19 protein-coding genes are annotated in these 25,855 nt (G+C 65.4%); 9 read left to right on the top strand and 10 right to left on the bottom strand.

Going from position 1 to position 25,855, the window contains the following annotated elements; all coding sequences use genetic code 11:
* The coding region (locus AKG11_RS08665) for an NAD(P)/FAD-dependent oxidoreductase (protein ID WP_156334073.1) at positions 1-959 on the bottom strand (959 nt) is incomplete at its 3' end.
* 263 nt (positions 960-1,222) lie between these two features.
* Here AKG11_RS08665 and AKG11_RS08660 point away from each other — a divergent pair.
* The 7 genes from AKG11_RS08660 to AKG11_RS08640 all read left to right on the top strand — a co-directional run bounded on the left by AKG11_RS08660 (position 1,223) and on the right by AKG11_RS08640 (position 8,193).
* Positions 1,223-2,638 carry an FAD-binding oxidoreductase gene (locus AKG11_RS08660; RefSeq protein WP_050743573.1) on the top strand — a complete coding sequence of 472 codons (1,416 nt, stop codon included), beginning with the start codon at positions 1,223-1,225 and terminating at the stop codon, positions 2,636-2,638.
* Between the two features lie 11 nt (positions 2,639-2,649).
* Complete coding sequence (locus tag AKG11_RS08655; RefSeq protein WP_050743572.1) at positions 2,650-3,438, top strand: SDR family oxidoreductase; 789 nt, start codon at positions 2,650-2,652, stop codon at positions 3,436-3,438.
* 290 nt (positions 3,439-3,728) lie between these two features.
* On the top strand, positions 3,729-5,021 hold the full coding sequence (locus AKG11_RS08650) for an Hsp70 family protein (protein WP_050743571.1): 1,293 nt from the start codon (positions 3,729-3,731) through the stop codon (positions 5,019-5,021).
* Positions 5,022-5,071: 50 nt separating this feature from the next.
* Complete coding sequence (locus tag AKG11_RS08645; protein WP_050743570.1) at positions 5,072-5,944, top strand: uracil-DNA glycosylase; 873 nt, start codon at positions 5,072-5,074, stop codon at positions 5,942-5,944.
* Between the two features lie 213 nt (positions 5,945-6,157).
* Positions 6,158-6,334 carry a hypothetical protein gene (locus tag AKG11_RS35105; RefSeq protein ID WP_023517454.1) on the top strand — a complete coding sequence of 59 codons (177 nt, stop codon included), beginning with the start codon at positions 6,158-6,160 and terminating at the stop codon, positions 6,332-6,334.
* A gap of 58 nt (positions 6,335-6,392) precedes the next feature.
* Entirely contained in the window at positions 6,393-6,536 is a 144-nt protein-coding gene (locus AKG11_RS34495) for a hypothetical protein (RefSeq protein ID WP_023517455.1), read from the top strand.
* Positions 6,537-6,912: 376 nt separating this feature from the next.
* Positions 6,913-8,193, top strand: coding sequence for an MFS transporter (locus AKG11_RS08640; protein WP_050743569.1), 1,281 nt, complete (start codon positions 6,913-6,915; stop codon positions 8,191-8,193).
* Positions 8,194-8,259: 66 nt separating this feature from the next.
* Here AKG11_RS08640 and AKG11_RS08635 read toward each other — a convergent pair whose 3' ends face one another.
* Positions 8,260-9,198, bottom strand: a complete 939-nt coding sequence (locus tag AKG11_RS08635; protein WP_050743568.1) for a DMT family transporter — start codon at positions 9,196-9,198, stop codon at positions 8,260-8,262.
* Positions 9,199-9,520: 322 nt separating this feature from the next.
* Here AKG11_RS08635 and pepN point away from each other — a divergent pair, with 322 nt between their 5' ends.
* Both pepN and AKG11_RS08625 read left to right on the top strand, forming a co-directional pair.
* Positions 9,521-12,169 (top strand): aminopeptidase N, encoded by a 2,649-nt coding sequence (pepN, locus tag AKG11_RS08630; protein ID WP_050743567.1) that lies wholly within the window; start codon positions 9,521-9,523, stop codon positions 12,167-12,169.
* Between the two features lie 213 nt (positions 12,170-12,382).
* Positions 12,383-14,731, top strand: coding sequence for a PAS domain-containing sensor histidine kinase (locus AKG11_RS08625; protein WP_023514085.1), 2,349 nt, complete (start codon positions 12,383-12,385; stop codon positions 14,729-14,731).
* A gap of 19 nt (positions 14,732-14,750) precedes the next feature.
* On the opposite strand, the gene AKG11_RS08620 is transcribed toward AKG11_RS08625, so the two are convergent.
* The 8 genes from AKG11_RS08620 to ccmI all read right to left on the bottom strand — a co-directional run bounded on the left by AKG11_RS08620 (position 14,751) and on the right by ccmI (position 25,710).
* Positions 14,751-17,702, bottom strand: coding sequence for a bifunctional [glutamine synthetase] adenylyltransferase/[glutamine synthetase]-adenylyl-L-tyrosine phosphorylase (locus AKG11_RS08620; RefSeq protein WP_050743566.1), 2,952 nt, complete (start codon positions 17,700-17,702; stop codon positions 14,751-14,753).
* A 49-nt stretch (positions 17,703-17,751) separates the two neighbouring features.
* Positions 17,752-19,176, bottom strand: a complete 1,425-nt coding sequence (locus tag AKG11_RS08615; RefSeq protein WP_050743565.1) for an ATP-binding protein — start codon at positions 19,174-19,176, stop codon at positions 17,752-17,754.
* 4 nt (positions 19,177-19,180) lie between these two features.
* Positions 19,181-19,864 carry a response regulator transcription factor gene (locus AKG11_RS08610; RefSeq protein ID WP_023514088.1) on the bottom strand — a complete coding sequence of 228 codons (684 nt, stop codon included), beginning with the start codon at positions 19,862-19,864 and terminating at the stop codon, positions 19,181-19,183.
* Between the two features lie 116 nt (positions 19,865-19,980).
* Positions 19,981-21,555 (bottom strand): Do family serine endopeptidase, encoded by a 1,575-nt coding sequence (locus AKG11_RS08605; protein ID WP_050743563.1) that lies wholly within the window; start codon positions 21,553-21,555, stop codon positions 19,981-19,983.
* Between the two features lie 132 nt (positions 21,556-21,687).
* Positions 21,688-22,146: a cytochrome c-type biogenesis protein gene (locus AKG11_RS08600; RefSeq protein WP_023514090.1), complete on the bottom strand. Its 459-nt coding sequence runs from the start codon at positions 22,144-22,146 to the stop codon at positions 21,688-21,690.
* A complete protein-coding gene (locus AKG11_RS08595) occupies positions 22,143-24,128 on the bottom strand; it encodes a heme lyase CcmF/NrfE family subunit (RefSeq protein WP_050743562.1) in 1,986 nt (661 codons plus the stop codon). Before AKG11_RS08595 ends, AKG11_RS08600 begins: the two co-directional genes overlap by 4 nt.
* Positions 24,125-24,574 (bottom strand): cytochrome c maturation protein CcmE, encoded by a 450-nt coding sequence (ccmE, locus tag AKG11_RS08590; protein WP_023514092.1) that lies wholly within the window; start codon positions 24,572-24,574, stop codon positions 24,125-24,127. Before ccmE ends, AKG11_RS08595 begins: the two co-directional genes overlap by 4 nt.
* Entirely contained in the window at positions 24,571-25,710 is a 1,140-nt protein-coding gene (ccmI, locus tag AKG11_RS08585) for a c-type cytochrome biogenesis protein CcmI (protein WP_050743561.1), read from the bottom strand. The genes ccmE and ccmI overlap by 4 nt, the downstream gene beginning before the upstream one ends.
* Between the last annotated feature and the right edge of the window lie 145 nt (positions 25,711-25,855).

Raw genomic sequence — 25,855 nt, 5'->3', positions numbered from 1 at the left:
GACAGTTTCGGCACCGACTGGTAGCCGCCCTCGGTGATGGCGCGCGCGCCATAGGAAAGCCGCTTGCCGCCCTCGAAGGTGCCGCGGATCGCCGGATGCGTCTTGAAGCGCTGGAACTCCTCGAAGGGGAAGAGATAGGGGTTCTTGTAGTTGAGATGCACCACGAAGCCGACGGCGACCATGTTGTCCTCCAGATGATAGAGGAACGAACCGCCGCCGGTCTTCATGCCGAGCGGCCAGCCGAAGGAGTGCTGCACGAGACCGGGCTTGTGGTTCTCCGGCTTGACCTGCCAGAGTTCCTTCAGGCCGATGCCGAACTTCTGGGGCTCGCGATCCTTCTGGAGGTCAAACTTCGAAATCAGCTGCTTGGCGAGCGAACCGCGCACGCCCTCGGAAATGAGCGTGTACTTGCCGAGAAGGGCCATGCCGCGGGTGTAGTTCGGGCCGGGCTCGCCGGTGCGCTCGATGCCCATGTCGCCGGTGGCGACGCCGATGACGGCACCCTCGTCATTGTAGAGCACCTCTGTGGCGGCAAAGCCGGGATAGATCTCGACGCCGAGCTCTTCCGCCTTGGTCGCCAGCCAGCGACAGACATTGCCGAGCGAGACGATGTAGTTGCCGTGGTTGTTCATCAGGGGCGGCATGGCAAAGTTCGGCAGGCGCACCGAGCCGGCCGGGCCGAGCAGCAGGAAATGGTCGTCCGTCACCGCGGTCTTGAAGGGATGGTCGGCGTCCTCGCGCCAATCGGGCAGGAGGCGGTCGATGCCGATGGGATCGACGACGGCGCCGGAGAGGATATGCGCGCCGACTTCCGAGCCCTTTTCGAGCACGACGACGGTGAGATCCGGATTGACCTGCTTCAGCCGGATCGCCGCAGACAGCCCCGCAGGACCAGCCCCCACGATCACAACGTCGAATTCCATGCTCTCGCGTTCGGGGAGTTCCATTTCTTCGCTCATTCGTCTCTCCACCCCGCAACCCCTCAAAAGCCGCGGCAATTCCCTCGGGTCGGCCTGTCATGACAAATGCCGAAAGCCTTGTCGAGCCGTTCTGCGACAGACTTTCCCTGCATTTGCGCATGACATCATGACAGGGTCGAAAGTTTATTGACTTTCACGTAAACGTCAATCGAATGCTGCCCGTATCATCCGTTGTCCGCTTGATTCCGCCTCTCCGCCGCACTACGCATTCCAGCCGGCCCATCGGCAGAGGAAACGGGAACATGTCCGAGATTATCCGATCGCTCGAACGCGACTTGAACGATTTCGGCGATGATCTCCACCTTGTCGGAAGCGACCGGCTGGCGAACCGGCACCCCGGTGAACATGCCGGCAATTTCGGCGCGGGCGCCATGGCCGAGCCGGCGACGCCCGAGGCCGCGGCCGCCGTGGTGCGCTGGTGCTCCGAAAACGACGTGCCCGTCGTGCCGCAGGGCGGACGCACCGGCCTTGTCGGCGGCGGCATCAGCCGGCCGGGCGAGCTCATCCTTTCCACCGCCCGTCTCAACCGGATCGAGGCGATCGATCCCCTCGCCCGCACCGTCACCGTCGGCGCCGGCGTCACGCTACAGGCCCTGCAGGAGGCAACCGCCGAAGTCGGCCTCATTCCCGGCATCGACCTTGCCGCCCGCGGCAGCGCCACCATCGGCGGCATGATCGCGACCAATGCCGGCGGCATCCTCGCCTTCCGCAACGGCGTGATGCGCCACCAGGTACTCGGCATCGAGGCGGTGATGCCGGACGGCAGCCTCGTCAGCGACCTGACGCGTGTGTTGAAAGTCAGCGCCGGGCCCGACATCAAGCAGCTTCTCATCGGCTCGGAAGGCGCTTACGGCTTCGTCACCCGTGCCGTGCTGAAACTCGAAAGCTTCAACCCGATGCGCGCCACCGCGCTTGTCGGCGTGCCCGACGCCACGGCCGCCCTCTCGCTGATCGCCCATTTCCGCAGCCAGCCGGCCCTGCAGCTGGAAGGCGCGGAACTGATGTGGCAGCGTTGTCTGCGCGACAGCGCTGCGGACAAGGGCTTCGACCTCGGCTGGCTGGAGACCGATACCCCCGCGATCCTCCTGATGGAAGTGTCCGCCGGCAGCGAGGCGGAGGCGCGCGAGGCGCTGGAAGAGGGTCTTGCCGCCCTCTGGGAGGAACACGGGCTGACCAGCGGCATCGTCGCCGCCTCGCTCGACCAGGCCCGGCGCTTCTGGGCACTGCGCGAGGACGGCGACTTCATGTACCGGCATTTCCCGGCCGCCCCCTCCTTCGACGTCTCCGTGCCGCCGGGCGCGCTCGACGGATATGTCGATGGCCTACGGCAGCGGCTGAGGGCGATCGATCCGGGTTTCGACGCCTATGTCTACGGCCACATTGCGGACGGCAACCTGCATATCTCCGTCATCGGCAACGGCGTAGCGGCCCCGGGCGCGAAAGAGCCGATCGAGGATGCCGTCTATACCGGCGTCGCCGAACTCGGCGGCAGCTTTTCCGCCGAGCACGGGGTGGGAACGGAGAAGCGCCGCGCCTATCTCAGCTATGGCAATGCATCGCGCCGCGCTGTGGCGCAGGCGATCAAGGCCGCGCTCGACCCGAAAAACCTCTTCAATCCGGGCAAGGTGCCCTACCGCACCGACACGTCCCGCGCATAGGACACATCACGATGGATCTCGGAATTGCCGGCAAACGCGCCCTCGTCCTCGCCTCCTCCCGCGGCCTCGGCAAAGGCATTGCCGAAGCGCTCGCCCGCGAGGGCGCGCATGTCCTCCTGTGTGGGCGCAGCGCCGAGACACTGGCGGCCAATTGCGAGGCCATCAATGCGGAAGGCACCGGCCGGGCCGACTGGGTGCAGGCGGATCTCGGCGACGAGGACGTCGTCGAGACGCTTGTGAAGGCGACCCGGGAAAAGCTCGGCGGCGTGGATATTCTCGTCAACAATTCCGGCGGGCCGACGCCCGGCTCCACCGAGGACATGAGCGCGGAAAAGCTGGCGACCTACTTCCAGTCCATGGTGCTGCGGATCATCACCCTGACCAACCAGCTGCTGCCGGTCATGAAGGAGCAGCGCTGGGGCCGCATCCTGACGGTCGCATCCTCCGGCGTCATCGAGCCGATTCCCGGCCTGGCGCTGTCCAACACGCTGCGCCCGGCACTGGCCGGCTGGTCGAAGACGCTGGCAAGCGAGGTCGCCGAGTACGGCGTGACCAGCAACATGCTGCTGCCCGGCAGCATCATGACGGACCGGCTGAAGAGCCTCGACACCGCTGCCGCCGAGCGCAGCGGCAAGAGCGTCGCCGAGGTGCGCGCCGCCTCGGAACGGGCCATCCCGGCCCGGCGCTACGGCGCCGTAGAGGAGTTCGCGGCGACCGCCGCCTTCCTGTGCAGCGCACCGGCAAGTTACGTTACCGGCAGCCTCATCCGCTGCGACGGCGGGGCGGCGCGGTCGGTCTGAGGCACAGGGGATAGCCCCTCATTCGCCTGCCGGCACCTTCTCCCCGTAAACGGGGAGAAGGAAATATGCCGCGCCAATTTCTCCAACCAACACCCGTTCGTGTGGCAGGTCCCCTCTCCCTGCCTGCGGGGAGAGGGTTAGGGTGAGGGGCAATCATACCTTCCCCCTTGCCTTCCCCGCCCGCCTGTGCGATCTGGCGCGCTCTCCAATTTCCGGGCGCGCCGATGCGCCTTTCGCGCGGGGCTTTCGCTCCGCTTCAACACATTTTTGACGATCGAAGGGGCACGGCGATGGCACGGGCACTCGGGCTTGATTTTGGCACGACGAACACGGTTCTGGCGCTTTCCGAAGACGCCGGGGCGACACAGTCCATGACCTTCACCAGCAGCGTCGGCGTCACCGACACGATGCGCACGGCGCTCTCCTTCATGAAGGATCCGGTCGTCGGCGCGCAGGCGCTGAAGGTGGAGGCCGGACAGGCGGCGATCCGCCAGTTCATCGACAATCCCGGCGACTGCCGTTTCCTGCAGTCGATCAAGACCTTTGCTGCGAGCGCCCTTTTCCAGGGTACTCTGGTCTTTGCCCGCCGCCATGCCTTCGACGACCTGATGGAGGTGTTCCTGCGCCGGTTGAAGGCCTATGCGGGCGATGGGTGGCCGGCGGACGTCTCACGCGTCATCACCGGCCGGCCGGTGCAGTTCGCCGGTGCAAGCCCCGACCCGGCGCTCGCCCTCGAACGCTACAACGCGGCGCTGACGCGGCTCGGTTTCCCGGAAATCCACTATGTCTACGAGCCCGTTGCGGCGGCCTACTACTTCGCCCAGACGCTGAAGAGCGACGCCACCGTGCTGGTCGCCGATTTCGGCGGCGGCACGACGGACTATTCGCTGATCCGCTTCGAACGGCAGGCCGGCCGGCTGACGGCAAAGCCGATCGGCCATTCGGGCGTCGGCATCGCGGGGGACCATTTCGATTCCCGCATGATCGAGCGCCTCGTCGCGCCGGAAATCGGCAAGGGCAGCTTCTTCAAGAGCTTCGACAAGGTCCTGGAGGTGCCGTCGGGCTACTATGCGAACTTCGCCCGCTGGAACCAGCTGTCGATCTTCAAGACGACGCGCGAATTTTCCGACCTCAAGTCGCTGGTGCGTGCCTCGCTCGAGCCGGAAAAGCTCGAGCTCTTCATCGATCTCGTCGAGCACGACGAGGGTTACCCGCTCTACCAGGCGATCTCGGCCACCAAGATGGCGCTGTCGGCGGCAGACGAGGCGGAGTTCCATTTCGCCCCGCTCGGCGCGGCCGGCCGCAAGACGGTCAAGCGCAGTGATTTCGAGGACTGGATCGCGCCGGACCTCGCCCGCATCGAGGGCGCGCTGGACGAGGTGCTGGAGAAGACCGGCACCGCGCCTGGCGCCATCGACAAGGTGTTCCTGACCGGCGGCACCTCCTTCGTGCCGGCCGTCCGGCGCATCTTCACCCGTCGCTTCGACGCCGACCGCATCGAGAGCGGCGGCGAACTGCTCTCGATCGCCCACGGCCTTGCGTTGATCGGCGAAAGCGACGACGTGGCGCAATGGGCGGCATGAAGATGGTGGCGGCGCTTTCCTCCGCGAAGCCGCTTCGCTAAGGTGCAGCCATGAACGCCGCGAACGACCTCGACCCCGCACAGCTTCGATCGCTTCTGCATTTCTATGCGGATGCCGGCGTCGAATGGCTGCTGGAGGAAGAGGCCGTCGACCGTATCGCTGAGTTCGAGGCGATGCGCGCGGCGCGCGGCGTGCAGGCGCCGCGGGAGACTGCCCCCTCCCCGCAGCAGGCCGCCCGGCCGGCGCCGGCCCGGCAGGAGCCATCACGCGCGGCGGCCTCTGCGCCTCAGCAGAATATCCTGCCCAATGTCGCGATACCGGACAGCCAGGCGGTTGCGGAAGCCGAGCTTGCGGCAAGCGGCGCCCGCACGCTGGACGAACTGCGCGCAGCGATGGAGGCCTTCAATGGCTGCAACCTGAAGACCAGCGCCCGCTGCCTCGTCTTTGCCGAAGGCAATGCGAAGCCCGACGTCATGGTGATCGGCGCCATGCCGAATGCCGACGACGATCGGGACGGCCAGCCCTTTTCCGGCCGGCAGGGCGCGATGCTCGATCGCATGCTCGCCGGCATCGGGCTCGACCGGGCCGGTATCCTCTTGAGCAATGTCGTGCCTTGGCGCCCGCCGGGCAACCGCCCGCCCTCACAGCGCGAAGCCGATATCTGCCGACCCTTCATCGAGCGGCAGATCGCGCTTGCCGAGCCGGGCCACCTGCTGATTCTCGGCAATTTTGCCGCCCGATTCCTGCTGCGCTCCAACGACACGATCCACCAGTTGCGAGGAGAATGGCGGGATATTGCGATTTCCGGCCGCACCATCCCGACTTTTGCGACGCTTCATCCGCAGGATCTGGTAACGGCGCCGGTCAGCAAGCGTCTCGCCTGGCAGGATCTGCTTGCTTTTCGTGCAGGGCTCAAAGGCTGATCGGCAGGACCACTTTCATATTTTTCAATGACTTGCCGTTGGAGGCCTGTGGCTCATCTGCAGAGGCTGCCGAAAATCTGCCGCAAGCATGAACAAAATGTTTCGCCAGTCATGCGATTTGCACATACCTGCCGGGCAGAATGTCGCATTGCAAAATCGATGCTGCGGCGCAATATATCACCACGGGAGGGACAGGATTTAAGGAATCGACCCATGACCGCCCGCTTTCGGCCCATCCATTCGAGCTTCGAGACGCTCCGCCATTCCGGTCTGCGCACCGGTCGCGGCTTCGGCGGCATCGCTGCCCCGGCCAACGAGCAGCTCACCGCCTCCGGCTTTGCCCGCATCAACCGCCCGGTCCAGCTCTTCGCCGAGTTCATCCAGCGCTAAGCCGATGCAAGGCGCCGACCGACGCCTTCCGATACAGACCCGACCCCAGGAGCACGCCATGGCCGCCCTTCGTAAGCTGATGTCCGATATCGCCGATATCCGCGCCGCCGTGAACGCTGCCCGGGAATATTCCGTGCTGGCCTCTCTGCCGCGCGATGCCGCGCAGCGCCGCGACCCGCTCAAGGCCTTCCTGCCGAACTGAGCCCGGCCGCGGCTTTGAAGCCGGCCGGCGCTGTGCTATTGTCTTCATCGTGAGGAGGTGAGACGCCTTTTCCTCCGGTGGAGACCGGGCCGAAGCCCGATCCCCGTTTTCTTAGCTGATCGTCAGGGTGAACCGCCAAGTCCTGAACCTGATCGTCAGCGTAAGCCGGAATTTCAAACGTCTCACCTCCTTTCGTTTTGCCGGTCATTCGCCCGGCACGCAACCATAACACAACCCATCCGGGAATTCCTTCCATTCACCGGGAGCGCTTCGGAAATCGGATTGCTTTACGCCAGCCACTGTCGCAGTGGACAGCGCGCGACCGTCGCAATAGAGCGACACTCCGAAACAGATCATGCCTTCTCCCGGAGCCCCCATGCTGGCGAGCCTCGTCTCCATTCTCAGCCTGATGCTGTCCACCCTCCTGATGATGGTGGCCTTCGGGCTGCAGAGTTATGTCGTGCCGGTGCGGGCGGTGGCAGAAGGCTGGTCGACGCAGACGATCTCGATGATCGCGACGGGCTATACGATCGGTTTCACGCTCTCCTGCATCATCACGCCGAAATTCGTGCTGCTGGTCGGGCATGTGCGCGTTTTCGTGGCGCTGATCACGCTGCTCGCCATCGGCATCCTGCTCTGCGCGCTCGTCGTCGACTGGCGCGCCTGGATGCTGTTTCGCGCGATGTCCGGTTTTGCCATTTCCGGCAGCTACCTCATCATCGAAAGCTGGCTGAACGAGCGCGTGACCAACGAGAACCGCGGCTCGATCTTCTCCGTCTACCTGATCACCACCATGGTGGGCACGATCGGCGGGCAATATCTCGTGCCGCTCGGCGACCCGTCCAATACATCGCTCTTCATTCTCTGCGGCATCATCTTCTCCGTCGCCCTCCTGCCGACGGCCCTCACCTCCTCGCCGCTGCCGGCTCCGCCGACGCAGGCGCGCTTCGATGTCGCCAAACTCTACCGCCGCTCGCCGGTCGCCGTCGTCGGCGCCTTCCTCGCCGGGGCGATGTCCGGCGCCTGGCTCAATCTCGGCGGCGTGTTCACGCAGCGCAGCGGGCTTTCCACGGCGGAAGGCGCGACGCTGCTGGCCTGCGTGCTCCTCGGCAGTGCGCTCTCGCAGATTCCAATCGGCCGCGCCTCCGACCGGATGGACCGCCGCCTCGTCATGGTGGCCTGCGGTATCGTCGGCACGATCTCCTGCCTTGCCATGGCGGCAGTCGCCGGCGGGCCGCCGGTGCTGCTCTATATCGCCGCAGCCTTCGTCGGCTCGGTCATCTTCCCGATCTATGCGCTGAACGTCGCCCATGCCAACGACCGGGCGCAGCCCGACGAATATGTCGAGGTCTCCTCGGGCATGATGATCGTCTACGGCGTCGGCACCATTTCCGGCCCCATCGTGGTCGGCCCGATCATGGACCGGTTCGGGCCGGGTTCGCTCTTCGTCGTGCTGGCCGCCTATTTCGTGCTCTACGGCGCCTATGCCGCCTGGCGCATCAGCCGGCGCGAGGAAAATGACGGCCTCGTGGTCAAGACCGACTATCAGGCAATGGCGGTGCAGCCGCTGGGCGCGGATGTTGCCGCGGCTGCGCTTCAACCGGACATGGCGACCGATGACCGCATCGAGGATACGACGACACCGGAATGGCGGTAGCGCCGGCCCTGCCCGTCCGCACTGCTTGCGGGCACAAAGTCGCTCCGCATGCCTGCTGGTGCCGACCTACCCCTGAAGGGCCTGGTGGCGCAGGGCCGCCCGACGTTTCAATTCGAGCTGATGCTCGCGCAGGATGACGAAGATGCCCGCGGCGACGACAATGGCCGTTCCGACGAGCATGGTCTCCGTCGGCACCTCGCCGAACACGAAATAGCCGATGATGAGGCCGAGCACGATCGAGATATATTCGAACGGCGCGATGGTGGAGACGTCGGCATATCGATAGCTCGCCGTCAGCAGCAGCTGCGCGATGCCGCCGCAGAAGCCGGCAAGCGCCATCAGGCCAAGCGACCGCCAGCCAAGCTCGATCCAGCCGAAGGGCAGCGTACCCAGCGAGAAGACCGAGGCGAACAGCGAGAAATAGAGCACGATGGTCGGCGTGCGCTCGGTCTGTACCAGCTTGCGCACCAGCACCATGGCAACGGAGCCGAGCACGGCAAAGGCCAGCATGGCAAGCGCCCCTTTTGCTTCCAACGAGCCGAAACCGCCTTCGCGGAACAGGGTCAGCCGCGGCCAGCTGATGATAGCGACACCGAGAAGCCCCACCAGCACCGCCGTCCAGCGATAGATGCCGACCTTCTCCTTTAGGAAGACCGCGGCGACGACCACGGTGACGAGCGGCAGCGCATAACCGAGCGCGATCGTTTCCGGCAATGGCAGGTGCACGAGGCCGTAGAAGCCGAAGCCCATCGACAGGATGCCGACGAAGCCGCGCTTGAAATGACCGAAGATGTCATTGGTGCGGAAGGCATCGCGCAGCTGGCCCTGCACGGCAAGGAAAACGATGATCGGCACCATGGCGAAAGCGGACCGCAGGAAGGTGATCTGCCCTGCCGGAATTTCTTTGCCCGCCGCCTTGATAAGAGCGGACATGCACAGGAAGATCACCACGGAAATGACCTTGAGCGAAATGCCCCGCATGGGGTTGGGGTACGTCATGTCCATGGAGAACTCTGCACGGCCGGCGGGCCATGGCATCAGGCGTTGAAGAGAGACCGGAGAACCGATTCAGGCTGGTGCCGAGTTTACCCGGATCGGTTGCCGGATGGGATCAATTCTGGTGATGCGTCACGGATAATTTTGATCGGATCCGCGATGGGATAGACTGTGCCGGGAAAGCACAAAATCGCAATTGGGGGTCCCGTGGAAATGAGATGTTAAGCCAATAAGCTTATCAATCCATGGAATTTGGGGGCAGACTGTCCGCGTTTCCCGTAGCGTTGTACGAAAACGATACGGCCCGGACGGCAACGAGCAGGACATATCCATGCGGACAGAGAACGGCCGGATCATTCATCTGGCAGATTATCGCCAGACCGACTTTGTTCTCGAGCGCGTCGATTTGACCTTCGAACTGGATCCGACGGAAACCAAGGTCGAGGCAAGGCTGATCTTCCATCGCCGCGAAGGCGCCGATCCCGCGGCACCACTGGTCCTCGACGGCGACGAGCTGGTGATGACCGGCCTGCTGTTCGACCAGATGGAGCTGGATGCCGCACGCTACGACGCCACGCCCGACAGCCTGACGATCCGCGACCTGCCGGCGACGGAACCCTTCGAAATCACCGTCACCACAATGATCAATCCGGAGGCCAACACCCAGCTGATGGGCCTCTACCGCACGAACGGCGTCTATTGCACCCAGTGCGAGGCGGAAGGTTTCCGCCGCATCACCTATTTCCCCGACCGGCCGGATGTGCTGGCCGTCTATACGGTCAACATCATCGCCGACAAGGCGAGCTGCCCGCTGCTCTTGTCCAACGGCAATTTCCTCGGCGGCGCCGGCTACGGCGAAGGCAAGCATTTCGCCGCCTGGTTCGACCCGCACCCCAAGCCCTCCTATCTCTTCGCGCTGGTCGCCGGCGATCTCGGCGTCGTCGAGGACACGTTCACCACGCTGTCCGGCCGCGAGGTGACGCTGAAGATCTATGTCGAGCACGGCAAGGAGCCGCGTGCGGCCTATGCCATGGACGCGCTGAAGCGCTCGATGAAATGGGACGAAGAGGTGTTCGGCCGCGAATACGACCTCGACATCTTCATGATCGTCGCCGTCTCCGACTTCAACATGGGCGCCATGGAGAACAAGGGGCTCAACGTCTTCAACGACAAATACGTGCTCGCCGATCCCGAGATCGCCACCGACCAGGATTATGCGAATATCGAGGCGATCATCGCCCACGAATATTTCCACAACTGGACCGGCAACCGCGTCACCTGCCGCGACTGGTTCCAGCTCTGCCTCAAGGAAGGTCTGACGGTCTACCGCGACCACGAATTCTCCGCCGACCAGCGCTCGCGCGCCGTCAAGCGCATCGCCGAGGTGCGGCACCTGAAGTCGGAACAGTTCCCGGAGGATGCCGGTCCCCTCGCCCATCCGGTGCGCCCGACGAAATACCGCGAGATCAACAACTTCTACACGACGACCGTCTACGAAAAGGGCTCCGAGGTGACGCGCATGATCGCGACCATTGTTGGGCGCGACGGCTTCAAGAAAGGCATGGATCTCTACTTCGAGCGCCATGACGGCGATGCCGCGACGATCGAGGACTTCGTCAAATGCTTCGAGGAGGCGAACGGCGTCGATCTCACGCAGTTCTCGCTCTGGTATCATCAGGCCGGCACCCCGCTCGTCAGCGTCTCGTCGAGCTACGACCAGGCGAAGGGCGAGTTCACGCTGTCGCTGGAGCAGATGATCCCGCCGACGCCCGGCCAGGGCACCAAGGAGCCGATGCACATTCCGCTGCGCTTCGGCCTCCTCTCCGCCGATGGCTCAGAGGCGCTCCCCAGCGCCGTCAGCGGCGCCGACGTGACCGGCGATGTGCTGCACCTGAAGGAACGCCGCCAGACGGTGAGCTTCTCCGGCATCGCCTCGCGCCCGGTCGTCTCGCTCAACCGCAGCTTCTCCGCACCGATCAACCTGCATTTCGAGCAGCCCCCCGCCGATCTCGCCCATATCGCACGCCACGACAGCGATCTCTTTGCCCGCTGGCAGGCGTTGAACGACCTTGCGCTGCCGAACCTCGTCGAGGCCGCCCGCAAGGCACGGGCCGGCGAAGCCATCGAAACGAACCCGGTCCTCACCGATACGCTGATCGCCATCGCAGGCGACGCGGCGCTGGAGCCGGCCTTCCGGGCGCAGGCGCTGGCGCTTCCCTCCGAATCCGACATTGCCCGCGAACTCGGCAGCAACAACGATCCGGACGCCATCCGCGCCGGCCGCGAGGCGGTGCTCGCCTTCGTGGCAAACCACGATCCCGCCGTCTTCACGACGCTCTTCGAAAGCCACCGCACCAGCGGCGCCTTCACGCCGGATGCGGCAAGCGCCGGCCAGCGGGCGCTGCGCAATGCCGCACTCGCTTATCTCGCCGTCTCCGACGGCACACCGGCCCGCGCCGCGGAAGCCTTCGCCGCGGCCGACAACATGACCGACCTCAGCGCCGCGCTCACTGTGCTCGCCCACCGCTTCCCGGACGCGCCGGAGACGACGGCGGCACTCGAAACCTTCCGCGCCCGCTTTGCCGACAATGCCCTCGTCATCGACAAGTGGTTCTCCATCCAGTCCACCATCCCCGGCGACGGTGCACTCGAACGCGTCAAGGCGCTGATGGAAAGCCCGCACTTCAACAAGGCGAACCCGAACCGCGTGCGCGCGCTCGTCGGCACCTTCGCCTTCTCGAACCCGACCGGCTTCAACCGGGCGGACGGCTCGGGCTACCGCTTCCTCGCAGAGCAGATCCTCGAGATCGACCCGAAGAACCCGCAGCTCGCCGCCCGCATCCTTACCTCCATGCGCTCCTGGCGAGCGCTTGAGGACGGCCGCTCGGACCATGCGCGCAACGCGCTGCGTACGATTGCGGCGGGCGAAAAGCTCTCCTCAGACGTTTCGGACATCGTGGAGCGCATGCTGAAGGGTTGAGTAGATAGCGTTTCCTCTCCGGCCGGCGGGCCGGAGGGGACGCGCATCCCGCGAACCGCCTCTCTGGCCACCGCAACCCCAATTTCCCAACCGTAATAATTGGTTAACAGTCCGTTACCTTTTCCTCTGGACAAGCCGAATCACAATTGATTCATTAGGGCAGATTCGGGCGAGCGGCGCGCCGAATCACGAGAGGGTACAAGGTTTAAGACTATGACGGACGCGCAACGAGGACGCGCAGCCGGCGGGTGGACTCACCTCAAATTTCCGGGAATGGCGGCCTGGGAAGATGAGTTGACGGGACAGGCGAAGATTTTCGCCGGGCCTGCCGCACGGCATTTGACACGGGCCGAGCCCGTGCTGAAGCGGTCGATACCGATCCTGATTATCGCCTTCCTGTTCGTGGTGGCCATCTCGCGTATGGCCGGCATCCTGGTCGAGCACGACCGGATGGAAACCAGCGTCAAGGACACGACCTCGCTGACGGCGATGGCCGTCGAGGCGGCGTTTTCCGGTCCGATGGCGGAAAGCCTTGCAAAGTCCGACCGCATGGCGGTCGAGGCGGCGCTGTCCCTGCATCTGCCGCAGGACCGCATGCAGGCGGGCGGGCTTGTCCTCTTCGTCGCGGAAAAGGGCCAGGTCTTCGGCGCCTCGCTGGGCGCGGCCCGCTATGTCGGCCTGTCGCTGGCGCGCTTTGCGCCGGAGCTCGCGGCAACCCAGTATTTCGGCGATCCGGCCGGCGTCTTCCGCGCCCGCATCGGCGATGAGGACTATTACGCCTCGCTCGTGCAGATGCCCAAGAAGGGCGGCTTCATCATCGTCGCCAATCCGCTCGGGCAGCTCGCGACGTTCTGGCGCGACGAGGTGGCGTTGAACGTCACGCTCTTCGCCGGCATTTCGGCGATCCTGCTCGTCATCCTCTATGCCTATTACATCCAGGCGAAGCGCGCGCGCGATGCGGATGCGATCTTCGCGGAATCGAACCTGCGCGTCGAGACGGCGCTCGCCCGCGGTCGCTGCGGCCTCTGGGATTTCGACCTGTCGAGCCGGCGGCTGTTCTGGTCGCGCTCCATGTACGAAATGCTCGGCATGCCGGCGCGGGACAGCGTGCTGTCCTTCGGCGATGCGGCGCGCCTGATGCATCCCGACGACGACGGCATCTACCAGGTGGCGCGCGCTGTGGCGCGCGGCGAGGCCAAGCAGGTGGACCAGGTGTTCCGCATGCGCCACGCCGAAGGCCACTATGTGTGGCTGCGTGCCCGCGCCCAGCTCATCCGCATGGCCTCCGGCCGCATGCACATGATCGGCATCGCCATGGATGTCACCGAGCAGCACCGGCTTGCCCAGCGCTATCAGGAGGCCGACCAGCGGCTTGCCGACGCCATCGAATGCACGTCCGAAGCCTTCGTCCTCTGGGACAAGAGCGACCGGCTCGTCATGTGCAATGCGCACTACCAGCAGGCCTACGGGCTTCCGGACGACGTGCTCGTTCCCGGCACGGAGCGGGCGACGGTGCACGCCGCCGCGGCCCGCCCGGTCATCGAGCGGCGCATCGCCGATGCCGACGGCACGGGTGCCTCGCAGACCAGCGAAGTGCAGCTTGCCGACGAGCGCTGGCTGCAGATCAACGAGCGGCGCACCCGCGACGGCGGCCTCGTCTCGGTCGGCACCGACATCACCATGATGAAGCGCCACCAGGTGCGGCTGCGCGAATCCGAACGCCGCCTGATGGCGACCATCGGCGACCTCTCGGCCTCCCGCGCCAAGCTGGAGCGGCAGAAGGCCGAGCTTTCCGTCGCCAATGCCAATTACCAGGCGGAAAAGGACCGCGCGGAGGCGGCCAACCGGGCGAAGTCCGAATTCCTTGCCAACATGTCGCACGAGCTGCGCACGCCGCTCAACGCCATCCTCGGTTTCTCCGAGATCCTGCAGAACCAGATGTTCGGTCCGCTCGGCTCGGACAAGTACCGCGAGTATTCCCGCGACATCCACGAAAGCGGCAAGCACCTGCTCAACGTCATCAGCGACATTCTCGACATGTCGAAGATCGAGGCCGGCCATATGCGCATCAGCTGCGAGACGGTCGACCTGTCGCCGCTGATCGAGGAGACGCTGCGCCTCACCATGCTGCAGGCGGAGAAGAAGCATATCGAAGTCCAGCAAACCTGCCCCGGCCATCTCCTGACCGTCGCCGACCGCCGCGCGATGAAGCAGATCCTGCTGAACCTCCTGTCGAACGCCATGAAGTTCACCAATGCAGACGGTAAGGTGAAGGTGCGGGCGCGCCGGGTGGACGGGGCCGTCACGCTGACGATCGCCGATACCGGCATCGGCATCCCGAAATCCGCGCTGCAGAAGATCGGCCAGCCTTTCGAGCAGGTGCAGAGCCAGTATGCCAAGAGCAAGGGCGGATCGGGCCTTGGCCTTGCCATCTCCCGCTCGCTCGCCCACCTGCATGGTGGCGCCATGCGCATCTATTCCGTCGAGGGCAAGGGCACGATCATCTCCGTGCGCATCCCCGACCGGGAACGGCTGGCGGCACTGCATCTCGCAGCGGCCTGAGGGTAAGGTCAGGGGGTGGCTACCCCTTGACCGTCGCCTGAAAGATCTTCCGCACCGCCTTGGAGACCCGGCGGATATCCGCCTCCAGCGTGCGCATATCGGGGCAGTCGCCGGCGCGGCAAACGAGGTCGACGAGGCCGGCGGGCGCCTCCTTCGGGTCGAAGCCGCCATCGACGCAGAGACGCACGATCTGGGAGATCTCGGTGTAGAGGGTGAGCGCCCGCTGCACCGTGTCGAGGTCGTTGGGGTCCATCATGCTCTGTCCGAGCAGAGCCAGCGCATCGCCGGTCGGCAGCGCCCCTTCCGGCGATGCCGCGCCCCGCACTGGCGCCACGAGCGCGAGGAACTGCGCGATGAACTCGATATCGATCAGCCCACCGGCGATGAGCTTCAGGTCCCAGATGTCCTTCGGCGGCTTCTCCTGATCGATCAGCGTTCGCATCTCGGCCACATCCTTGGCGACCTTGCCGGTATCGCGCTTGCGGCCGAGCACGGTGCGGAAGATCTCTTCCGCCTGCCGCATCAGGCTCTCGTCGCCGCACAGCACGCGGGCACGGGTCAAAGCCATGTGCTCCCAGGTCCAGGCCTCCTCCGCCTGATACTTTGCGAAGGAGGTGATACGGGTGGCGACCGGCCCCTTGTTGCCGGAAGGGCGCAGCCGCATGTCGACCTCGTAGAGCACGCCTTCGGCGGTCGGCGCGGAGAGCGCCGCGATCAACCGCTGCGTGATGCGGGTGAAATACTTCATGTTGTCGAGCGGCTTGGCACCGTCCGATTCGAAGGCGTCGCTGTCATGGTCGTAAAGCAGGATCAGGTCGATATCCGAGCCTGCCGTCAGCTCGAAACTGCCGAGCTTGCCCATGCCGACCAGCGCGACGCGCCCGCCCGGGAACTTGCCGTGCGCCGTCTCCACTTCCTCCAGCACCGCCTTGAAGGCCGCCTGGACGATGAGATCGGCCACATGGGTGAAGGCGCGGGCGGCCTGCTTTCCCGTGATCGCGCCGGTTAGAAGGCGGATGCCGATAAGGAAGCGCTGCTCGGCGGCGATGATGCGCAGGCGGTCGAGGATTTCCTCGTAGTGCCGTGCGCCGGAGACGAAGCCGTCGATGCGCTCGGAAAGATAGGTGCGGGTCGGCAGTTCGGCGAGAAGCCCCGGATCGAGCATGCCGTCGAAGACATGGGGCTTTGCCGCAATCACTTCGGCAAGCCGCGGCGCCGACGACATGATGTTGACGATGAGGGAGAGCAGTGCCGGGTTGTTGCCGAGCAGCGAGAAGAGCTGGATACCCGCAGGCAGGCCGGAAATGAAATTGTCGAAGCGCAGCAGCGCCTCGTCCGCCCGTTTGCTCTCGCCGAAGACGCGCAGCAGCTCCGGCGTCAGTTCCGTCAGCCGCTCGCGCGCCTCGACGGACTGCGTGGCGCGGTAGCGACCATAGTGCCACGTGCGGATGGTGCGGGAAATATCGGCGGGGCGCTCGAAGCCGAGGCGCTTCAGCGTCTCCAGCGTGTCCGGATCGTCCTTCTGGCCGGTGAAGACGAGGTTGCCGGTCTCCGAGGAGAGTTTTGCCTCCTGCTCGAAGAGCGCCGCATACCGCCGCTCCACGGTCTTCAGCACCTCGACCAGCCGCGCGGAAAACGCCGCCGTATCCGCAAAGCCCAGCATATAGGCGATGCGCTTCAGTTCGGCCTCGGTTTCCGGCAGCACATGGGTCTGCTCGTCGCGCACCATCTGGATGCGGTGCTCGACATCGCGAAGGAACCAGTAGGCCTCCGTCAGCTCCGCCGCCGTCGCGTCGTCGATCCAGCTCGCCCTCGCAAGTTCCGCCAGCATCGGCTCGGTGGCGCGCAGGCGCAGCGCCGGAACGCGCCCCCCGGCGATCAGTTGCTGGGTCTGTACGAAGAATTCGATCTCGCGAATGCCGCCGCGGCCGAGCTTGACGTTGTGGCCCTTCACCGCGATCTCGCCATGCCCCTTGTGCACATGGATCTGCCGCTTGATCGAATGGATGTCGGCGATCGCCGCATAGTCGAGATACTTGCGGAAGACGAAGGGGGTGAGCTCCTTGAGGAAGGCCTCGCCGGCCTTGAGGTCGCCGGCAATCGGCTTTGCCTTGATGAAGGCGGCGCGCTCCCAGTTCTGCCCCCTGCCCTCGTAGTAGAGCATCGCCGAATCGACAGAAATGGCGAGCGGCGTCGCGCCCGGATCCGGCCGCAGGCGCAGATCCGTGCGGAAGACATAACCGTCCGCCGTGCGCTCCTGCATGATGCGGATCAGGCGGCGAACGAGGCGGGAAAAAGTCTCGACAGCCTCGCTCGGATCGACCGCGATCCCGGCCATCGGATCGAAGAAGACGACGAGGTCGATGTCGGAGGAATAGTTGAGCTCCGCTGCACCCAGCTTGCCCATGCCGAGCACGATGAGGCCCGATCCTTCGCTCGGTCGGGCGGGATCGGGCAGCTTCAGCTTGCCGCTCTCATGCGCCGAGAGCAGAAGGTAGTCGATGGCGGCTGACGTCGTCGCCTCGGCAAGCTCCGTCAGCAGCGCCGTGGTGCGCCGCGCGTCGAAAATGCGGGCAAGATCGGCAAGGGCGGTGAAGAAGGCGACCTCGCGCTTGGCGCGGCGCAGCCGCGTCATCAGCACCGCCTCCGTCACCTCGCCGCCCTCGGCCTGCCAGGCACTGCGGGCGCGGTCGATGGCAGTGCTCACGGCAGGCAGGATCGGCTCTTCGAGCGCGCGGGCGAGCAGGCCGGGATCGATGCGGGCCGTGTCGCGCAGATAGGGCGACAGTGACAGGGTCGCAACGATGAAGTCCTTGAGCGGCCCCTCTTCGCCGAGAAGCCGTGCGATGGCTGCGTGCTCCTTGCCCCAGTCCTTGAGATCGGACAGGACCGACTTGACCTCCGTCTGGCTGAGAGCCCGCACTGGGCTGGCCGAAAGATCGGAAAACCGCGTCGTTTCCGCTGCGCTCATGATGCCTCCTCACCGCATCCGACCGGAAAGGCCGGCGCGAAGAGGTGTATCAGTCCGCAACGACGGGGAAAACCATCCTGACCGTCAGCCCCCGATTGTTTTCCCGTTCCGGATGGGTCGCGTCGAGTTCAAGGCGGCCATGGTGCATTTCCATGACCGCGCCGGCCAGCGAAAGGCCAAGGCCCGTGCCGGGCTTGGAGCGGCTGGCATCGAGCCGCACGAAACGCTTCACGACATCCTCGCGCTTGTCGTCGGGCACGCCCGGGCCGCTGTCGGCGACCGAGAGCACGACATCACCCTGCCGCCGCTCGAGGAAAATGCGGATCTCGGGCTCGCCGCCGCTGCCCTCGGCATATTTGATCGCATTGTCGATGAGATTGCCGAGCGCCTGGCCGACGAGCTCCCGATTGCCCTTGACCTCGATACCGTCGGCAATGTCCGTCACCAGCTTCAGGCCGCTGTCCTCGGCCACCGGCTCGTAGAGTTCCGCGCTGTCCTGGGCGATGCCGCTGATGTCGATCGCGCTCATCTCCGCCGGCGCCTGGCCCGCCTCGACGCGGGAAATCATCAAGAGCGCGTTGAAGGTGCGGATGAGCTGATCGGATTCCCCGATCATTTCCTCCAGCGCCGCGCGGTAGTCGGCCCGCTCGCCGCCGGCAAGCGCCGCCTCCGCCTTGTTGCGCAGCCGGGTCAGCGGCGTCTTCAGGTCGTGCGCGATGTTGTCGGAGACCTGCTTGAGGCCTTCGCCGAGTTTCTCGATACGGCCGAGCATGGTGTTGAGCGATTCCGACAGGCGGTCGAACTCGTCGCCCGAGCCGCTGGTCGGCAGCCGCTGAGAGAGGTCGCCCGCCATGATGCGCTGGCTCGCGCCAGACATGCGGTCCATGCGCTTCAGCGCATTGCGCCCGATCAGGTACCAGATGGCGAGCGCCCCGAAGCCCATGACGCCGAGCGCCACCATCAGCGCCTGGCGCACGAGATAGCGGAAATTCTCCGGCTCGCCGAGGTCGCGGCCGACGAGCACACGCAGGCCGTTGGAGAGCACGATGACCTGCGCATAGGCCATCGGCCGGTTGCTGCCGCGCGCCTCTTCCTGGTAACGCTGGTAGCGGAAGGGCGTCTCCGTCCAGCCCTCCGTGTCGAGCACGCCGGGCTGGAGCGAGGCGACGTTGCCAGCCAGAACCTCGCCCGTCGGGCTCGCGATGATATAGAGGTTGGCGCCCGGCTGGCGGGCCCGCCGCTCGAGCGTACGCAACAGGCCGTTCATGCCGTTGCTGTCGAAGATTCGCTCGATCTGCTCGACTTCCTGTGCCACCGCCTCGCGCATCTGCTGGCGCAGGAGCCGTTCCGACATGGAGGAGACGTAGAAGACGAGAAAGGCCGCACAGATGGCGAACAGCAGCAGATAGACCGCGGAAAGCCGGACCGCGGTCGTGCGATAAAGGGCGGTCAGCCTGCCGAGCAGTCGATGCATGGGGTCAGCCCGCCGCCTCGTCCTTCATCATGTATCCCGCGCCGCGCACGGTGCGCAGCAGCGGCTGGTCGAAGTCCTTCTCGATCTTCGAGCGCAACCGCGAGACATGGACGTCGATGACGTTGGTCTGCGGGTCGAAATGGTAGTCCCAGACATTTTCCAGCAGCATGGTGCGCGTTACGACCTGACCGGCATTCTTCATCAGATACTCGAGCAGGCGGAACTCGCGCGGCTGGAGCAGGATCTCCTTGCCGCCACGCTTGACCGTGTGGGACAGCCGGTCGAGTTCCAGATCGCCGACGCGGTAGACCATGTCCTGCTCCGGCGTACCCTTGCGGCGCCCGAGCACTTCCACACGGGCCAGGAGCTCGCTGAAGGCATAGGGTTTCGGCAGATAGTCGTCGCCGCCGGCACGCAGCCCCGTCACACGGTCGTCGACCTGGCCGAGTGCGGAGAGGATGAGCACGGGCGTATGGATGTTGCGGCGGCGCAGCTCCGAGATCAGCGACAGGCCGTCGCGGCGCGGCAGCATGCGGTCGATGACAAGGACGTCATAGCTGTTCTCGGTGGCGAGGAAGAGACCGCTTTCACCGTCGCTCGCGTGGTCGAGCACGATGCCCGCCTCGCGAAAGGCCTTCGAGAGATAGGCGGCCGCCTCCAGATCGTCTTCCACAATCAATATCTTCATCGTCAGGACCTTACAGCATGTTCGGCAGGACTTGGCCAGAGCGCCATCGTCCGGATACGGCAGCGCCGCGAAACCTTGCGATTTCGCGGCGCCGTCAAGCGGGATTGCGGAACCGCTCAGCCCTGGTCGATCGGCAGGGCCAGGAAGCGGCTGCCGTCATTGGTCTCGATCTGGAACAGCGCCTTGGAGCGGCCGTCCTTGCGGGCGCCATCGAGAACCTTCACCACGTCATCGGCCGATTTGACCGGCTGGTTGTTGACCGAGGTGATGCGGTCGCCCTGCTTCAGGCCGCGGTCGCTGGCGTCGGAGTCCGGATCGACGGAGGAAACCGTCAGGCCCTTGTCGTCAGGGGTGACCGAAATGCCGAGATCGGCAAGCGCCTGCTCGGCAGCCGGGGCTTCCGGTTCGGCTTCCTCGGCGCCCGTTGCTGCCTGGATCTGTTCGCCGGCCAGCGTGCCGATCTCGACCGGGATCGTCTCGGACTTGCCGTCACGCCAGACCGAAAGGTCGACCTTCTTGCCGGGCGCGATGTCGGCGACGCGGCGGGCAAGGTCACGCGGATCCTTGATCGGCTCGCCGTCGAGCGCCGTGATCACGTCACCCTTCTTGATGCCGGCCTTGGCGCCGGGCGAATCGGCCTGCGGCTCGACGACCAGCGCACCGGCGGCGTCCGCAAGGCCGAGCGAGTCGGCAATGTCGCGGCTCACCGGCTGGATCTGCACGCCGAGCCAGCCGCGGTCGACCTTGCCGTCCTTCATCAGGTCGGCGACGACGCCCTTGGCGACGGATGCCGGAATGGCGAAGGCGATGCCGACATTGCCGCCCGACGGCGAGAAGATCGCGGTGTTGATACCGACGACCTGGCCGTTGAGGTTGAAGGTCGGGCCGCCTGAATTGCCGCGGTTCACGGCGGCGTCCACCTGCAGGTAGTCGTCATAGGGGCCGGAGCCGATGTCGCGGCCGCGGGCCGAGATGATGCCGGCCGTCACCGTGCCGCCGAGGCCGAACGGGTTGCCGACGGCAACGACCCAGTCGCCGACACGGATCTGGCTGTCATCGGCGAAGCTCACATAGGTGAACTTGCGCTTGTCCTTCTCCTCGACCTTCAGCACGGCAAGGTCCGTACGGCTGTCCTTGCCGACGAGCTTGGCATTGAGCTCCGTGCCGTCGTTCATCACGACGGTGAAAGCGCTGCCGTCATTGACGACATGGTTGTTGGTGACGATGTAGCCGTCTTCGGAGATGAAGAAGCCGGAACCCTGCGAGGTCGGGCGCAGGTGTGGCTTGCGGTCACGGCCGCGACGGTCGCCGCGTTCTCCGAAGCGACGATCCGGCCCACGGTCGCCCTGGAACTGGTCGGGGCCGCCGAATTCACGGAAGAAACGCTTCAGCGGGTGATCGTCGGGAAGCTCGTCGAGGCCCCGGCCACCGAAGTTGAAGCTGAAATTGCTCTCGTCATTGGCCGGCTTGATGTCGGACTGGACGCGAACGGAAACGACGGCCGGCGAGACGGCCTCCACGACATCGGCGAAGCTCGCAACCTGCGGACCCTGCACCGACACGGCTTGTGCAAAACTCTCGGTGACGCGCGCGGGAATGCCGGTGGCAAGCATGACGGCCGCAAGCCCGGCGACGGTGGTCGTCCTCAGGACGGTCTTGAGACCCGGACGGAATGCGGAAATCTTGGACATTCTTTGCACCTTTTCTCTCACTTCATGGCTGCGTTTGGCAGCGGATGAGCAAGAGATAGGCGCCTGCACATTACAGCACACTATCCGCCGCATGAATTTTTGGTAATGTTGGACAATTCCGGGCGCGGACGCCTATTCCCCCTTGAGGGCGCGTTCCAGTTCTGCTTTTTCCGCCTCGGAAAGCGGCGTTCCCGTCGGCTTTCCGCCGCGCTTGCGCACGAAGAGCACCATCGCTGCCGCGCCCGCGAGGAAGAGTACGATCGGCGCGCCCCACAGGAGCAGCGTCTCGCCGCGCAGCCGCGGGTTCAGCAGTACGAACTCGCCATAACGCGAGACGACGTATTCGATCACCGCCTCGTCGCTGTCGCCGTTCTTCAGCCGCTCGCGCACGAGAAGCCTTAGGTCGCGGGCAAGCTCCGCATTGGAATCGTCGATCGACTGGTTCTGGCAGACCATGCACCGCAGTTCGGCCGAAAGCGCCCGCGCGCGCGCCTCCAGCGCCGGATCGGCCAGCACCTCGTCCGGATTGACCGCAAAGGCGGGAGCCGAGGCGAGCAGGAAGGCCGAGGCGAGGAGCAGGCGGCGCATCATTCCGCCGCCTCCAGCACGGGCTTGACCTTGCGCACCTTCTGCGGCGCGCCGACGCGCAGTCGCCGGTCGCACAGGGAGACGATGCCACCCGCCATCATGATCAGCGTGCCGATCCAGATGCAGAGGATCATCGGCTTCCACCAGACGCGCACGACGATGCCGCCGTCGGCCATCGCATCGCCGAGCGAAACATAGAGCTGGCTGAGCCCGAAGGTGCGGATGCCCGCTTCCGTCGTCGGCATGCGGCGAGCGGTATAGAGCCGCTTGGACGACCAGACGTCGGTAACGACGACACCGCCGCGCGCCACCGTGAAATGGCCCGATTCCTCGGAATAGTTCGGCCCCTGCCCGCGGCGCATGCCGTCGAAAGTCAGCGTATAACCGCCAGCCTCGATCTGCATGCCGGGTTTCATCTCGACGACATGCTCCGTCTCGAAGGCCGTCACCGCGATGACGCCGACGACCGTCACGCCGACACCGATATGCGCGAGCGCCGTGCCGAAGGCCGAGCCCGGCAGGCCGATGAAGCGGCGGAAGGCGACATTGCGCGCCACCTTGCCGACGCCGGCGCGCAGCCACAGGTCGGTAATCGCACCGGCGATCATGTAAAAACCGATGGCAAGGCCGAAATAGGCAAGCACCGGCCCGCCGTTCTGGATGTAGAGGACCACCGCCGCGAAGACGAGGCCGATTCCCGCCGCCGCAAAGAGGCGCTGGCCGGCGGCAAACACGTCGCCCCGCTTCCAGGCGAGCAGCGGACCGAACGGCACCGCCAGCAACAGCGGCAGCATCAGGAGGCCGAAGGTGAGGTTGAAGAAGGGCGGGCCGACGGAGATTTTTTCGCCCGTAAGCGCCTCAAGCACCAGCGGATAGAGCGTGCCTGTCAGCACCGTCGCCGCCGCGGTCGTCAGGATCAGGTTGTTGAGAACGAGCGCGCCTTCGCGCGAGATCGGCGCGAAAAGTCCGCCGGCCTTCAGCGTCGCCGCCCGGAAGGCGAAGAGCGACAGCGCGCCCCCGATGAAGAAGACGAGGATGGCGAGGATGAAGACGCCGCGCGTCGGATCTGTCGCGAAGGCATGCACCGAGGTGAGCACGCCGGATCGCACCAGGAAGGTGCCGAGCAGCGACATGGAGAAGGTGAGGATCGCCAGCAGCACCGTCCAGATCTTCAGCGCCTCGCGCTTTTCCATGACGAGAGCCGAATGCAGCAGCGCCGTGCCGGCGAGCCAGGGAATGAAGGAGGCGTTCTCCACCGGGTCCCAGAACCACCAGCCGCCCCAGCCGAGTTCGTAATAGGCCCAGTAGGAGCCCATCGCGATGCCGGCGGTGAGGAAGCTCCAGGCTGCCAGCGTCCACGGCCGCACCCAGCGCGCCCAGGCCGCATCGATCCGCCCGTCGATCAGCGCCGCGATGGCGAAGGAGAAGCTGACGGAGAAGCCGACGTAACCGAGATAGAGCAGCGGCGGGTGGATGGCGAGGCCGATATCCTGCAGCACCGGATTGAGGTCCTGCCCCTCGGCAGGCGCCGGCTGGAGACGCAGGAACGGGTTGGAGGTAAGCAGGATGAACAGCGCGAAGGCCGTCGAGATGAGGCCCTGCACGGCCAGCACGTTGGCGCGCAGCCGCTCCGGCAGATTGGCGCCGAAGGTGGCGACGAGCGCGCTGAAGAAGACGAGGATGAGGAGCCAGAGCAGCATCGAGCCCTCATGGTTTCCCCAGACCCCGGTGATCTTGTAGATCATCGGCTTCAGCGAGTGCGAATTCTCCCAGACATTGCCGACCGAGAAATCCGAGACGACATAGGCGAAGGTCAGCACCGAGAAGGAGAAGAGCACAAGGAGGAAGCCGGCCATGGCCGCGGCGGGCGCCACGGCCATCAGCGCGCGGTCATTGCGGATCGTGCCGACCAGCGGCAGGATCGACTGGACGATGACGGTCGCCAGCGCGAGGATGAGGGCATAGTGTCCAAGCTCGATGATCATTTGATCGTTTCCTTGCCGGAAAGTTCGACGCCCTGCGCCTTCAGGCGGTCCGCGACGTCCTTGGGCATGTAGGTCTCGTCATGCTTGGCGAGCACCGTGTCGGCGATAAAGAGCCCGTCCGTACCGAAGGCGCCTTCCGCCACCACGCCCTGCCCCTCCCGGAAGAGGTCCGGCAGGATGCCCGTATAGGTCACCGGCACCGTCGAGAGCGTATCCGTCACCGTAAAGGTGATGGTGGAGCCCTCGCCGCGCTTGACCGTGCCGGCCTCCACGAGCCCGCCAAGGCGGATGCGCGTTCCCGGCGGGACATTGGCCTTGGCGAGATCGCCGGGCACATAGAAGTAGGCGATGGACTGGCTGAAGGCGAACATGACGAGCAGCACCGCCGCCACCAGGAAGGCGATACCGCCGCTTATCACTGCCAGACGTTTCTGCTTGCGAGTCATGGTCCGCTGCCCTCAGCCGAAATCGATAGGTCCCGGGCAAGCGCCAGAAGCTGTTTGCCGTTGTCGCTGTCGGCCGGGAAGGTCTTCAGCGCCGTCTGTAACGCGGCTTCGGCCTTCGGCCTTTGATCCAGCACAACATAGGAACGGATGATGCGCGTCCATCCTTCGATATTATCAGGGTTCTCCTGAAGTTTCGCCGCAAGGCTCTCCACCATGCCGGCGATCATCTGCTGGCGGTCGCCCGCCGACAGATCCTGCGCCGCCGCCACGTCGTCGGCGGTCGGATTGCCGAGGGCGCCGGCAACCGCCCCGCCCTCTCCCCCGGCAAGCCCGGCTATATGCCGGTTGACGAGCGGCAGCCAGGGCGCATCGGCCGGCGCTTCCTTCACCATTGCCTCGAAGGCGGCGCGCGCCTCGGCGCGCTTGCCCTCCTGCTCCAGCGCCAGCGCCAGATAATATTCGGCACGCGGATTGTCCGCCTTCAGCGCCAGCGACTGCTCCAGCCGGGCACGCGCCTCGGCGGTCACGATGCCGTTCGACTGGGCGATCAGCGTTTCCGCATAGCCGTCCAGCCGTTCCGGCGTCGGCCCGAGCAGGCGGATCGCCTGGGAGAAGGCATTTGCCGCATCCTCCACCCGGCCGCTGCGATAGTAGATCGGCGCCAGAAGATCCCAGCCCGCGCCGTCGTCCGGATTGCGCGCCAGGTGGTTCTCCGCCTTGGCGATCAGGACGGAAATGTCGTTGCCGGGATTGGCAAGGCGCTCTGCGAGCGGCTGGGCCGGAAGATCCGGCCGGCCGGTCGCGATGTAAAGACAGAGCCCGATGGCGGGCAGAAGGAGAATCACGAAAGCCTGCGCCAGCCGGTTTCTGCGCTCGGCGGGGCTTACCCTGCCCTTCGCCTCGGCCTTGCTGGCGGCGATCAGCCGGCGCGCGACCTCCGCGCGGGCAAGCTCGGCCTCGGTCGCGCCGATAAGCCCGGTCGCCTCGTCGCGCCTCAGTTCTTCAAGCTGGTCGCGATAGACCTCGACGTCATGGCCGGCATCGTCCGCGGCCACCACGGGGCGGCGCAGCAAGGGGAGAAGGAGGACGGCGGCCACGGCGGCCGTCATGATGGCGACGAGAATCCAGAAAAACATGACCGTTCAAATACTGGAACGCGCGAACGTTTCCAATTCCCCAGGGAACGATGACGTGAATTTGAGGCGTTTCGCCGCAACCGTCGAACGATCAGGCTTGCGTTTACGCATTTCCAGCCGAAGCGGCGCCGATCAGGGCGAAAGG

Source organism: Shinella sp. SUS2, from assembly GCF_001262505.1.
Taxonomy (GTDB): Bacteria; Pseudomonadota; Alphaproteobacteria; order Rhizobiales; family Rhizobiaceae; genus Shinella.
Note: the sequence above shows the minus strand (reverse complement) of the source record. Positions and strands in the feature narration are given on the sequence as shown.